The organism is uncultured Flavonifractor sp. (assembly GCF_944383115.1).
Lineage (GTDB): Bacteria > Bacillota > Clostridia > Oscillospirales > Oscillospiraceae > Flavonifractor.
Map to the genome: position 1 here is coordinate 20,306 of NZ_CALWOJ010000016.1, position 11,954 is coordinate 32,259.

An 11,954-nucleotide genomic window follows, 5' to 3' on the forward strand; every position below is an offset into this window, starting at 1 on the left:
GTGTGACTATGGGGCTGTTTGAAAAGCTCTTTCCAAAAAAGACCGCCGAAGCGGCAGTTTATACCTACTTCAAGACCCTGGGAGGGTATGCGCCGGTCTACACCTCATTTGAGGGCGGCGTCTATGAGATGGCGCTGACCCGGGCCTGCATCCATACCTTTGCCACCCATGTGAGTAAGCTGCGCCCGGTGGTCATGGGGCCGAACGGACACCGGATGGAGCGGGTGCTGCAATTCCAGCCCAATCCATGGATGGATACCAAGAAATATCTGTATCGTTTGGCTACCATTTACAAGACGGAGAACACGGCCTTTATTGTGCCGGTGTGTGAAGATCCCGAACAGCTGCGGCTAACCGGATTCTATCCGATTCTGCCGTCTCAGGCGGAGATCGTGGAGCGCGGCGGAGTGTCCTATGTGCGCTTTCGTTTTCCCACCGGGGATGTGGGGGTGATGGAGTTGGACTATACCGGCATCCTTACCCAATTCCAGTATCGCAGCGACTTTTTCGGAGAGCGCAACGGCGCCCTGCGGCCCACTATGGAACTCATCCACGCCCAGAATCAGAGCATCATCAATGGAGTCAAGGCGTCCGCTTCGGTGCGCTTTTTGGCCAGATTGGCCAACGTGCTTAAGCCGGAGACCATGAAGGAGGAGCGGGACCGCCTGGTCCAGGACAACCTGACCTCCGGAAACTCCGGCGGCGTCATGATTTTCGACAGCAAGTATGCCGATATCAAGCAGATCGACAGTAAGCCTTATATCGTGGACGATAAGCAGGCGGCCCAGATCCGGGAGTCGGTGTTTGACTACTTCGGTATGTCGGAGGCTATTCTGCAGAACAAATATACCTCTGATCAGTGGTCGGCCTATTATGAGGGACAGATCGAGCCCTTTGCCATTGAGTTGGGATTGGTGCATACCAATATGGCCTATACGGAGGCGGAGGTGAACCGGGGGAAAGAGATCGCCTTCTCGGTGAACCGTCTCCAGCACATGACTATGTCGGACAAGCTGGAGACGGTGACCCAGCTCTTTGACCGGGGGATGATGAACATGGACGAGGGGCGGGAGGTGTTTCAGCTGCCTGCCCTGAATACGGAGGAGTCCAAAAAATATTACATCCGGCGGGATTACGCTGAGGTGAATGTGCTGGGGCAAGAGCCGCCGGCATCAGAAAAAACGGAGGTGAATGAGAATGCCGGTGTGCAAGGATCGGGAGTACCGGGCAATGCCGCTGATGATCCCGACAGCATCCAATAAGAGGTTTGATACCGACTGCTATGTGGAGGGCTATGCTACTACCTTTGATGACCCATATGTTCTGTGGGAGTATGACGGTGTCCAGTACAAGGAGGTCATTGACAGACATGCACTGGACGGCGCCGACCTGTCCGATGTGATCATGCAGTATGACCACGGTGGGCGAGTTTTTGCCCGAACCGGAAAGAGCAATACTCTGCTCATCGAACCTCAGGAGCATGGCCTTTTTGTGGCGGCAGATCTGTCCAAAACGGAGCAAGCCAGATCCATGCACGAGGATATCGCCGCCGGACTGGTGACCAAGATGTCCTGGGCGTTTACGGTACAGGAAGACTCCTATGACCGGGAAAGCCATACCCGGCGCATTTTGAAGATCCGGAAGGTATACGACGTATCGGCGGTATCTTTTCCCGCCAACCCGTCTACCGATATTTCCGCCCGTTCCTGGCTCGACGGAGTGATCGAGGCAGAAAAAGCGGAGCGACTTGCGGCCCAGGCCGCCGAGCGGAGGAAACAAAAACTGAGAGTGTATTTGGAGGTAATCAGAAAATGAAGCAGAATCAGAGTGTGATGAGAGGCATTGGCCTCCAGTTTTTTGCAACTCCCAGCGCCCGTATGGGTGAGATCGAGAGCCGCCTGGCCGCCATTGCCCAGGAGCTGGAGAAGGATGACGCCGATGTGGACGCCCTGGAGCGGGAGACCCGCGCCCTCAAGGAGGAGCGGGATACCCTGAAGCGCAGCGCGGAGCGGCGCCGGAAGCTGCTGGAGGAGATCGGCAGCGGCCGCTCCGGTCGTGTGACCCGTACCTTTGAGGATGAGGGAGTGGAGAGCCGTACCTACGGCGTGGACACCCCGGAATACCGCTCCGCCTGGCTGCGGAATCTCCAGGGCCATGAGCTGGCCATTGAGGAGCGGGCGGCGGTGACCGCGTCGGCGGCCATTCCCACCACTACTATGAACAAGATCATTGCCCGCATGGAGCTGACGCCCATCATCCAGGCCGTGGACGTGACCTATATTCCCGGCAATGTGACCTACCCCATTGAGAAAACCGTCAACGGTGTCAGCTGGGTAGATATGGGTACCGCGGCCACCGACAGCGCCGACGCCCTGGACGCCATTACCCTGGGGGCCTACAAGCTCATCAAGACGGTAGAGATCACCGCCGATGTGATGGCCATGGGCATCGACGCCTTTGAGGCCTGGCTGGTGGCCCGCTTGGGCAACAAGATGTCCGTGGCCGTGGCTGCCGCCATCGCAGCCGGAACCGGCAGCAATCAGGCCACCGGCCTGACCAAGAGCGGCGAAATTACCCAGACTGGTACCTACACTAAGGCGGGTATGACCTATAAGGATCTGATGACCATCCTGGCCACCCTGCCCACTCAGTACATGGCCAACGCCAAGTTTGCCATGCCCCGGGCGGTGTTCTATTCCGATCTGCTGGGCATGACGGACAGCAACGGCAAGCCTGTGGTGGTGGCCGATGTCCAGAGCCCCGCCAAGTTCAATATCCTGGGCTATCCTGTGATCCTGGAGGACAGTTTCCCCAAGGACAACATCATCTTCGGCGACCTCTTCGAGGGCTACAAGTTCAACTTTGCCATGTCTCCCACTGTGGAGAGTGACAAGTCGGTGGCCTTCCGCAGCGGCTCCACCGTCTACCGGGTTATGGCACTGGCTGACGGAAAGCCCGCTGATAAGAAAGGCCTGTGCCTGTTTACCCGGGCGGGCGCCTGATATCCTGTGCCGGCGGCCCGGATAGGGCCGCCGGCGGATCTGGGAGGGAAGTGACATGAGCCAGGTGGAGGATATCCGTCGGGCATTGCGTATCTCCAACAACAGCCTGGACGATGAGATCCGGGATACCATCGACGCGGCGGTGCTGGACCTCAGAACGGCGGGGGCTGGACGGGGTGATGTAGACGCCCTGACCAGTATGGCAGTGAAGCTGTACGCCCGCTGGCAATTCGACTACCGGGGCAAGGGGGAGCAGTACCGACAAGCGTATGAAAGCCTGAAGGCTGTACTTTCCCTGTGCCCGGAATATCGGGAGGGTGACGGTGATGGATGATACACTGGTACTCATCGGACAGTCCTACGTCCAAAATGATCTTTTGGAGCAGGTGCCCAGCAAGCCGGTGCGGACTGAAATCTTTGGTGAAGAACGATCGGTCACCCGGTCGGAATGGTACGAAGGAGGCAGGGAGGGAATGAAACCAGAATGCCTCTTTGTTACACCGTCTGTCAACTACAGCGGACAGCAGGAGGCGGAGCTTCATGGCCGCCGATTTCGAATCTACCGCACCTACCGGCGCAGGGAAACGGATGAAACGGAACTGTATCTGGAGGAACAGGCGGGGGTAGCCGATGGGAAAGATACGTATTAACCAGCTGGAGGCTGCCTTGGGGACGGAACTGTCCCGCTATGGGACTGAGGTCAATGAGGAAGTCAAGAAGGCTGTGAGATCTGCAGCTCAAGATTGCAAAGTGGACATCCAGCGCCGCAGCCCCAAACGGACAGGGAACTACCGCAAAGGCTGGCGGACTGAAATAGTCTACGATGGCCCTGATGGCATCCGGGTTCGGGTGTTTAACGGGACAAATGGGCAACTGACCCACCTGCTGGAAAATGGACATGCAAAGATCGACGGAGGTCGGGTGAGTGGGACACCTCATATTCGCCCTGCGGAGCAAGCTCTTGAGCGACAGCTGCTGCAGAAATTAAAGGAGGCATTGGAGCAGTGACCCAGAAAAAACTGGCGGATCGCCTCGCAGGTACGGGCTTACCTGTTGCCTACCGTGCTTTCCGTACCCGGCAGGCGCCCCCCTATATCTGCTATCTGTATGCTTACGATACAAAGTTTTTTGCAGACGACACCATGTACTTCTCCGCCGGACACTATCAGGTGGAGCTTTACACCAACGTCAAGTCTCCAGAGGTGGAGTCCTTGGTGGAGGATGCCTTGGCAGACCTTAACTGGGAGAAGACGGAGGAGTATCTGGCATCGGAAAAACTTTATCAAATTTTATATGAAATTGAGGTGTGATTATGGCAACAGGCAAAGCCAACAAGGTCAAGTTTGGCCTGAAAAATGTACATTACGCACTCCTTACCGTTGGGGAGGAGGGCGAGATCACCTTCGGGACCCCTGTGGCGATTCCCGGCGCGGTCAATCTCTCTATGGACGCCCAGGGAGATCCCAGCACGTTCTATGCCGACGATATGGCATATTACGTTACCACTGCCAATGACGGGTACAGTGGGACTCTGGAGATCGCGCTGATCCCTGACAGCTTCCGAAAAGACATTCTCAAAGAGACAGAAGACGAGACCGACAAGATTCTGGTGGAAAACGTCAGGGCAGAGAGCCAGCCCTTTGCGCTGCTCTTCGAATTTGCCGGCGATCAGAAGGCCATCCGCCATGTGCTGTACAACTGCTCCGCGTCACGCCCCAGTGTGACCGGCAGCACTACCACCAATGCGAAGGAGCCTTCCACTGAGAGCCTTACTCTTACGGCGTCCCCCCTAGCAAACGGCAATGTCAAGGCCAAAACCACCCCGGATACGCCGGATGAAAAATATAATAACTGGTACAAGTCCGTATGGCAGCCTACCGCTGCTACTGCCTGAGAGAGGTAGCATATGGAGAAGATCATTCAGATCGACGGACGCGATATTTGCTTCCGGGCAACTGCGGCCATTCCGCGCCTGTACAGGATCAAATTTGGCAGGGACATCATGCAGGACATGAAGGATATCCAGCAGGCGGTGGAAAAGGCGCAAAACGGCGAGGAACCCATCCCGGTAAAGCTGCTGGAGGTGTTTGAGAATGTGGCCTATCTCATGGCCCGTCATGCAGCTGCTGATATGCCGGAGCATAGCGTGGAGGAGTGGCTGGATGGATTCGATACATTCTCTATCTACGAGGTGTTCCCGGAGCTGATGGAGTTGTGGAGGGCCAACAATACCACCCTTGTGGACAGCAAAAAAAAACGAACCCGATAGACCGGGAAATGACAACTGCGCTGTTCCTTCTGCGGACGGCGCAGTTGGGCATACCTATCCGGGACTTGGATTTGCTTACCATTGGAATGGTGACCGATATGCTGGTAGAGGCAGCCAATGACGGGTATGAGTATGACCGACTCCCCACCCAGGGAGACTTTGACGCATTTTAGGGAGGTGCCGAATGTCAAGAAATCGCATACGCGGCATTACTGTTGAGATTGTCGGTGACACCACCAAGCTGGACAAGGCACTGGCCGGCACCAATAAGCAGTTGTCCACTACCCAGCAGTCCCTTAAGGATGTAGAGCGATTGCTGAAGCTGGACCCGGGCAATGCCGAACTACTGGCCCAGAAACAGCGGTTATTGGCGCAAGCCACAGAGACCACTACTCGGAAGTTGGAGACTTTGCGTCAGGCGGCACAGCATGCCGATGCAGCACTTGAAAGAGGCAAAAACTATCAGGCCAAATATGAACCGTTGAAAGCGGAACTGAATCAGGTTTCTGCCACTATGAGAGGTCTGGAGGCCAATGAGGCATCAATGCGGGAACAGTTGGAGACAGGGCAGATTTCGACTCAGCAATATGATGCCTTTGTGCAGAAACTGGAGGAGACCAGGAAAAAGCATAAAGATCTCCAACAAGCGATAAAAGACCTGGATCAGGAGTTCTCTGGTGCAAGGATGGATCAAGGCCAGTACGATGCACTCCAGCGGGAAATCATCGAGACCGAGCAGGAACTAAATGTGCTGGAAGAGCAGACAAGAGAAAGCACCTCAGGGCTCAAGAAATTTGGGGACGCGGCAAACGAGGTATCCACAAAAGCCGGCAAAGTAAAAGATGCCTTTGAACCGGTGACCGCAGGAATTGTTGCCTTGGGTGCGGCGGCAATCGCTACTGTCCCAGCGACGGAAGAAATTCGGGCAGGCCTTTCCATGTTGGATAACAACGCCCGGCAAGCCGGTGTAGGTATCGATGCAGCCCGACAGGCCTTTCAGAACTTCAATACAGTATCCGGCGAGACGGATAGCAGTATTGAGGCTGTAAGCAATTTGCTGCAAGCTAATTTTACAGAGTCCAATCTTCAAAGGGCGGTGGAAGGCTTGGCCAATGCGGCCATCACGTTCCCCGATACCTTAAAGATCGAATCACTGGCTGACCGCCTGCAGGAAACCTTGGCTACAGGGGCGGCCACCGGGCAATTTGCGGAGCTGTTGGATCGTATTGGATATGGTGCAGAATTTTTCTCCCAGAACCTGGCCTTCTGCACCTCCGAATTGGACAAGCAGAAGTTGGCACTATCTGTATTGGTGGATGGACCGCTGAAAGGTGCTTATGAGGGCTGGCAAAAGAATAATCAGGGACTGGTTGAGAACCGGGATGCCAGCTTGGACCTTCAGATGGCGATTGCCCAGTTGGCGGAGGGCATCCAGCCGCTCATGACTAATCTGGTGGACCTTGCCGCACAATTTCTGGACTGGTTTAACAGCCTGGACGATGGAACAAAGCGGGCTATCGTTGGAATCCTTGGTGTGACGGCGGCCATCAGCCCGATGGCTGGGCTTGTGGCGAACGTATCCAGGGTGCTGCCCAATATGGTGGACCTCTTTGGGAAGCTGGGGGCTAAGGGTCTGATTGTGACTTTGGCGCTGGGGACGCTGATTGGCCTGGCAGTCAAGGTGGCGGATGTCTGGGACGACATGAGTGGTCTGGAAAAGGTTGTCGTGATTCTAGGCGCTGTTGGTGCGGTAGCACTTACCGCAGCGGTAGCTGTGGGTGCATTCCAATCGGCAGCTACTTTGGGACTGGCTGCTGTTGGCATTGCTGCAGGCATTACCGCTATTCTGGTGGCCATCAATTCCGCCACCCAGCGCGCCAATCAGGCTACGCAGGATCTCAAGCGGGCCACAGCTGCCGGGTCGGATATCCCGGGCTTTGCCAAAGGAGGCGTGGTACCGCCTAATCAGCCCTTCCTGGCGGTGCTGGGCGATAATCGGCAGGAGCCGGAAGTGGTATCCCCTTACTCCACCATCAAACAGGCAGCCAGTGATGCGCTGGCGGAGCGGGGAAGTTCTGCAGGTGCAGGCAGAGGAGATGTATACCTGGACGGAACAAAGGTCGGTCGGGTGCTTTATTCCAGCATAGAAAGCGAACGCAGCCGGCTTGGGGTCCAGCTGATCGGAGGACGGCGGTAATGGTAGAACTGGACGGCAAGCAATATAAGGTGCGGGTCAAGATCAAGACCATGGAGCGGTCTTTCCGGGTGGAAGATAGCGACAGATCCGGTCAGGTGAAGTCCGGTCGATATTTCCGCGATATTATCGGAACCTACTATGATTACTCTATGGAGGTGGAGCCGGATCCTGCAGCCCTGGAAGATTACGACTCCTTCTATGAGACAATCAGCGCGCCGGTGGAATCCCATAAGATCGTTGTGCCCTATGGTCAGACGACCATGACCTATGATGCTATGGTAAACGCAGGAAAGGACATTCAGCGGGACAAAATTGGTGGAGTCAATCGCTGGAGCGGTCTGAAGGTCAGCTTTTCTGCTCTGGCACCTCAAAGGAGGCCGGTATGAGTGATACAGTCAATCGCTTGGTTTATGGTGAGCTGATTTTCACAGACCAGGAGATACAGGAGGGAGAGACCTATGAGGCCGCTGCTCTGCTGTCAGATGCGCTGGAGATCGGGACATTTCAGATGGAACTTTATCTCCGGGATGAGAGCAAGGGAGCTGCATTGACCGGTTTTCGGAGGAACGACAAGCTGCTATATTACCACCGGGAAAGGTTGCAAGGAACCTATTACATCGAAAGCGTAGAGCGCACAGGCAAGTTTACCTATACCATAACGGCCAACAATGCGCTGGCGCTGCTGGATCAGTCCGATCACATGGGCGGGATCTACACCGGACAGACCGTGGAGGAGCTGGTGGCAGAGATTTGCAATATTCCATACCAGGTACAGACCAAGTTTGCCAAGGTCAAGCTGTACGGGTGGCTTCCGGTGGCTACCCGGCGGGCCAACCTGGCCCAGGTGCTTTTTGCCGTGGGCGCTCAGGCAAAGGTGGATCAGATAGGGACGCTGCGTATTGAGTCGTTGTGGGATGGTGTGTCATCTACAATCACGCCGGATCGGGTCTTTTGGGGGGATAAAGTCCGTTATGAGGCGCAGGTCACAGAGGTGGCCGTCCTGGAGCATCAATATATTCCTGGTACTGAAGAGATTCAGCTGTTTGAGGGCACCACACAGAGTGGAGATGTGATTCAGTTCCAGGAACCTGTTCACAGCCTGGCGGCCTCCGGCTTTTCTTTGCTGGAGCAGGGTGCCAATTATGCCAGAGTGTCGGCGGGGACCGGTACTTTAACAGGGAAGAAATATGTCCATACCACCAGAGATGTGCGTCAGGCTGTAACACCTGGTGATGTGGCCAATGTGGTGGAGGTCAAGGAAGCCACACTGGTATCGCTGGTCAACTCTGCGGCTGTGGCGGAGCGTCTGGCGGAATATTACAAGTGGATTGAGGCCATGGAAGCTACCGTGGTATACGATGGGGAGCGCCCCGGCGATGTGATCGCGTTTGAGCATCCTTTTGGCGGTGCGTCGGTAGGATGCGTCAAGTCAGCATCTATCACCATAGGCGGCCGGCTGGTGGCCGAAGAGGTGACGGCAATCGGCTATAAACCTCCTTCATCCGATATTGTGGAAATATACGATGTGCGGAAGTTAATTACAACGAATGACCCTATCGTCGTTCCTGATGGCGTTACAAAAATGCGTGCAGTTCTTATTTCCGGTGGGACCGCCGGGCAAAATGGTACCGACGGAGAACCAGGCGCGGACGGAGAAAGCGCATGGTGTTCCGCTGGCGATAACGGAGAATTTACAAGCGACTCCCAAGGTGTTGGAGGTGCAGGTGGAAATAAAGGGTTAGGCGGTTCCGGCGGAAAAGTATATTCTGTGGATATTGAAGTCATACCAGGTCAAATAATTTCTCCTAATATCGGATTCGGCGGTGTAGCTTCTGATACTTCTGGGGAACAAGGCTCCCCAGGTTCTGCTACCACGCTCACCGTCGGTGGAGTAGTCTATACAAGCGACGACGGGAGTGCATCTCCTTCCGGGTATATGGACCTTGTAACTGGTGAGGTTTTTGCGGCGTCCGGTCTCGACGGGGTAGATGGCGGCTCCGGCGGAAAATCCGCGTCAAAATCAGAAAATGCAGAAAGTGGTGCAGACGTTGGAGAAAACACCGGAGGAAAACTGTCGTCTGGAAACAAGGCCGGGGACGATAGTAAATATGGCCCGTGGCTTTATCAATCCAGTTCGGATGATAAGCGCCAGAAAACAAATGAACTTAATCACTACTCATACAAGGGCTATACCAGCTACAGGAGAACCGCAGGAGGTGGCTTTAGCTCTTCGGGTAGTCAAAAGACTATAGGCTACACGCACGGAAACCCGATTGTAGCCGGAACCGTATACAGCGAGTTTTTAAATTACTCTGTCCCATCTAATGCGACTGGTACCTTCGCGTATGCAAACAGCTCTATGACGGAAACCCAGGTAATCGATCAGGGTTATGAGGATAAGCAAAGAGTTTATCAATGGACCCATAGCGCGAGGAGAACTTATAAAAGAGGCCGCGCGGAAAGTACCTATGGAAACCTTGGAGCCGGAGGTGGTGGCGCTGCGAACGGCGTGAACGGAAGTGACGCTACCCCAACCTGTGAGGGCGGCGCAGGCGCTGACGCAGTTACCCCGGAAACCCCGGATAAAATTGGAACGGGTGGAACCGGAGGCAGCGGTGGAGGCGGTGGAGGCGCTGGTGGCAATGGGCTTATCTCTGTAGAAGGGAATGACAGGGATGTTGCCTATTCTAAATACCAGTCTGGTATGCCGGGCGGTCCTGGTGGAAGATTCGGGAAAGGAAGTGCTGGTGCGCCCGGAGGGATAATCCTTTATTATGGGGAGCCGAAAGTAATCGTATCTGGACCAATAAAGGAAAGAAATAACCGTCAATTTTTGGACCAATATGGTAGACGCTTTATAGTGTGAGGTGAGTTTTATGACCACAGAAGAAAGACTCGACGCTTTAGAGCAGGCCCTGAGAAACATGAAGGCCGCGCAGGAACCGACCAAGTATTATACCAGCAAGTACAGCGGTGAGGAGATCGACGCTCTGCTGGATGTTGTGGCGGCTCAGCAGACGGCAGCAGAATGATTTTCTGCCTGGGCGCATGAGAACATACAGCATCTTTCTCGGAGCGGTCATAGGTGGGAGGTAGTGCTATGATCAAGTTTGATAATTGGCGCATAACGAATGAAGGAAAGGTGTTGGCCCGACAGTATGACAACCTGACGCGGGAACTGAGGGTAGAGGGGATCATCCCGAAGGGCTGGATCTGGGATCTACTAGTGCAGGCAGGCAAAAATCTGGATGTTATCAGCCTAACTCAGGGAGAAAATAGCCTGTCCGTGATGCTTACGGCTGAGATGCTGGCCCTGCCCGGCTACTATACCCTGCAGCTGCGGGCTGCCCAAGGGGAGAAAGTGCGCCATACCAACATGATCCGGGTATATGTGCCGGCGAGCCTGTCCGGGGATGCACAGTGGCCGAAACTGCCAACCGAATTTTCCCAGGCTGAGGAAATCATCCGGGATCTCAACGCGCACCCGCCGATCCCAGGGAGCGAGGGATTCTGGGAGATCTGGAACACAGAAACGGATCAATACGAGAAGTCAGACCTGCCTCTCCCATCCGGCAGTGGTGACGGGTATGCTATCGGGTCAGGCCTTAAATTGGACAAGGGGAGCAACACCCTGTCGGTAGATACAGCCGACCATGTAGAGGCTGATAACTCAAGACCCATCACCTCTGCAGCTGTGTTCGTCGCCGTCGGCAACATCGAATCTCTTTTAGAGACTATTTAAGGAGGGAAAATCCATGAGCATCCAGACCGAGATTACCCGCATTGAGAATGCAAGAAACACCATGCGAAACAAGGCCGTTGAACTGGGTATCGCCGAAGGCACCGCGAAAATGGATGTGCTGGCGGCGGCCTTTGACGGCATTGTGAACCAGGGCGCCGTATCCGCCACCGTGATAGAGGGCGACACCTACACCATCCCGAAGGGCTATCACAACGGCAGCGGCACGGTTTCCGGAGCCGCAGGCGGTGGCAACTACAACCTGCAGAGCAAGCAGGTCACGCCCACCAAGCAGCAGCAGAACGTGACCCCCGACTCCGGCTATTACGGTCTGTCCGACGTGACGGTGGGAGCAATCCCCGCCCAGTATCAGGACGTATCCAGCGTCACGGCAGCCGCCGCTGACGTTTTGGCAAACAAGAATTTCGTGACCAAGGACGGCCAGCTGACTGCCGGTACCATGCCCAATATTGGCGCTGTGTCTGAGACCCTTGACACGACCAAAAAGTCATACACCGTGCCAAAGGGTTACCACTCCGGCACCGGTACAGTGAGTATTGCTACTGAGGAAAAGATTGCGACCCCCACCAAGGCCGCACAGAACATTATTCCAACCACGGGCAAGGTGCTGAGTAAAGTCACGGTGGAAGCGATCCCGGATGAGTTTGTTGATACCTCCGACGCCACGGCGGCGGCCGGTGAGATCCTGGCCGGCAAGACCGCCTATATCGGCGGATTGAAGGTGGA

At 55.2% G+C, this 11,954-nt stretch carries 15 protein-coding genes; all 15 read left to right on the forward strand.

Annotated elements, in window-relative coordinates:
• Positions 1-8: 8 nt before the first annotated feature.
• Complete coding sequence (locus Q0K43_RS03475) at positions 9-1,262, forward strand: phage portal protein (RefSeq protein WP_297289182.1); 1,254 nt, start codon at positions 9-11, stop codon at positions 1,260-1,262.
• On the forward strand, positions 1,231-1,815 hold the full coding sequence (locus tag Q0K43_RS03480; RefSeq protein ID WP_297289183.1) for an HK97 family phage prohead protease: 585 nt from the start codon (positions 1,231-1,233) through the stop codon (positions 1,813-1,815). Before Q0K43_RS03475 ends, Q0K43_RS03480 begins: the two co-directional genes overlap by 32 nt.
• Entirely contained in the window at positions 1,812-3,002 is a 1,191-nt protein-coding gene (locus Q0K43_RS03485) for a phage major capsid protein (RefSeq protein ID WP_297289184.1), read from the forward strand. Before Q0K43_RS03480 ends, Q0K43_RS03485 begins: the two co-directional genes overlap by 4 nt.
• 55 nt (positions 3,003-3,057) lie before the next feature.
• The gene (locus tag Q0K43_RS03490) at positions 3,058-3,336 is read left to right on the forward strand and encodes a head-tail connector protein (RefSeq protein ID WP_297289185.1); all 279 of its coding nucleotides are present in this window, start codon (positions 3,058-3,060) and stop codon (positions 3,334-3,336) included.
• Complete coding sequence (locus tag Q0K43_RS03495; protein WP_297289186.1) at positions 3,329-3,652, forward strand: hypothetical protein; 324 nt, start codon at positions 3,329-3,331, stop codon at positions 3,650-3,652. The genes Q0K43_RS03490 and Q0K43_RS03495 overlap by 8 nt, the downstream gene beginning before the upstream one ends.
• Positions 3,633-4,010, forward strand: a complete 378-nt coding sequence (locus tag Q0K43_RS03500) for an HK97 gp10 family phage protein (protein ID WP_297289187.1) — start codon at positions 3,633-3,635, stop codon at positions 4,008-4,010. Before Q0K43_RS03495 ends, Q0K43_RS03500 begins: the two co-directional genes overlap by 20 nt.
• Complete coding sequence (locus Q0K43_RS03505) at positions 4,007-4,312, forward strand: hypothetical protein (RefSeq protein ID WP_297289188.1); 306 nt, start codon at positions 4,007-4,009, stop codon at positions 4,310-4,312. Before Q0K43_RS03500 ends, Q0K43_RS03505 begins: the two co-directional genes overlap by 4 nt.
• Before the next feature lie 2 nt (positions 4,313-4,314).
• The gene (locus Q0K43_RS03510) at positions 4,315-4,896 is read left to right on the forward strand and encodes a major tail protein (protein WP_297289189.1); all 582 of its coding nucleotides are present in this window, start codon (positions 4,315-4,317) and stop codon (positions 4,894-4,896) included.
• A gap of 12 nt (positions 4,897-4,908) precedes the next feature.
• Positions 4,909-5,271, forward strand: coding sequence for a hypothetical protein (locus Q0K43_RS03515; RefSeq protein WP_297289190.1), 363 nt, complete (start codon positions 4,909-4,911; stop codon positions 5,269-5,271).
• Positions 5,272-5,279: 8 nt separating this feature from the next.
• On the forward strand, positions 5,280-5,444 hold the full coding sequence (locus Q0K43_RS03520) for a hypothetical protein (protein WP_297289191.1): 165 nt from the start codon (positions 5,280-5,282) through the stop codon (positions 5,442-5,444).
• Positions 5,445-5,455: 11 nt separating this feature from the next.
• Entirely contained in the window at positions 5,456-7,468 is a 2,013-nt protein-coding gene (locus Q0K43_RS03525; RefSeq protein ID WP_297289192.1) for a hypothetical protein, read from the forward strand.
• A complete protein-coding gene (locus tag Q0K43_RS03530) occupies positions 7,468-7,854 on the forward strand; it encodes a hypothetical protein (RefSeq protein ID WP_297289193.1) in 387 nt (128 codons plus the stop codon). The genes Q0K43_RS03525 and Q0K43_RS03530 overlap by 1 nt, the downstream gene beginning before the upstream one ends.
• Complete coding sequence (locus Q0K43_RS03535) at positions 7,851-10,334, forward strand: hypothetical protein (RefSeq protein WP_297289194.1); 2,484 nt, start codon at positions 7,851-7,853, stop codon at positions 10,332-10,334. Before Q0K43_RS03530 ends, Q0K43_RS03535 begins: the two co-directional genes overlap by 4 nt.
• 234 nt (positions 10,335-10,568) lie before the next feature.
• The gene (locus Q0K43_RS03540; protein WP_297289195.1) at positions 10,569-11,210 is read left to right on the forward strand and encodes a hypothetical protein; all 642 of its coding nucleotides are present in this window, start codon (positions 10,569-10,571) and stop codon (positions 11,208-11,210) included.
• Between the two features lie 13 nt (positions 11,211-11,223).
• On the forward strand, positions 11,224-11,954 hold a 731-nt coding region (locus Q0K43_RS03545; RefSeq protein WP_366086128.1), incomplete at its 3' end, for a hypothetical protein.

Coding starts and splice junctions, on each gene's coding strand:
- Q0K43_RS03475 (WP_297289182.1), top strand. CDS start 9: ATGGGGCTGTTTGAAAAGCTCTTTCCAAAAAAGACCGCCGAAGCGGCA.
- Q0K43_RS03480 (WP_297289183.1), top strand. CDS start 1,231: ATGCCGCTGATGATCCCGACAGCATCCAATAAGAGGTTTGATACCGAC.
- Q0K43_RS03485 (WP_297289184.1), top strand. CDS start 1,812: ATGAAGCAGAATCAGAGTGTGATGAGAGGCATTGGCCTCCAGTTTTTT.
- Q0K43_RS03490 (WP_297289185.1), top strand. CDS start 3,058: ATGAGCCAGGTGGAGGATATCCGTCGGGCATTGCGTATCTCCAACAAC.
- Q0K43_RS03495 (WP_297289186.1), top strand. CDS start 3,329: ATGGATGATACACTGGTACTCATCGGACAGTCCTACGTCCAAAATGAT.
- Q0K43_RS03500 (WP_297289187.1), top strand. CDS start 3,633: ATGGGAAAGATACGTATTAACCAGCTGGAGGCTGCCTTGGGGACGGAA.
- Q0K43_RS03510 (WP_297289189.1), top strand. CDS start 4,315: ATGGCAACAGGCAAAGCCAACAAGGTCAAGTTTGGCCTGAAAAATGTA.
- Q0K43_RS03515 (WP_297289190.1), top strand. CDS start 4,909: ATGGAGAAGATCATTCAGATCGACGGACGCGATATTTGCTTCCGGGCA.
- Q0K43_RS03520 (WP_297289191.1), top strand. CDS start 5,280: ATGACAACTGCGCTGTTCCTTCTGCGGACGGCGCAGTTGGGCATACCT.
- Q0K43_RS03525 (WP_297289192.1), top strand. CDS start 5,456: ATGTCAAGAAATCGCATACGCGGCATTACTGTTGAGATTGTCGGTGAC.
- Q0K43_RS03530 (WP_297289193.1), top strand. CDS start 7,468: ATGGTAGAACTGGACGGCAAGCAATATAAGGTGCGGGTCAAGATCAAG.
- Q0K43_RS03535 (WP_297289194.1), top strand. CDS start 7,851: ATGAGTGATACAGTCAATCGCTTGGTTTATGGTGAGCTGATTTTCACA.
- Q0K43_RS03540 (WP_297289195.1), top strand. CDS start 10,569: ATGATCAAGTTTGATAATTGGCGCATAACGAATGAAGGAAAGGTGTTG.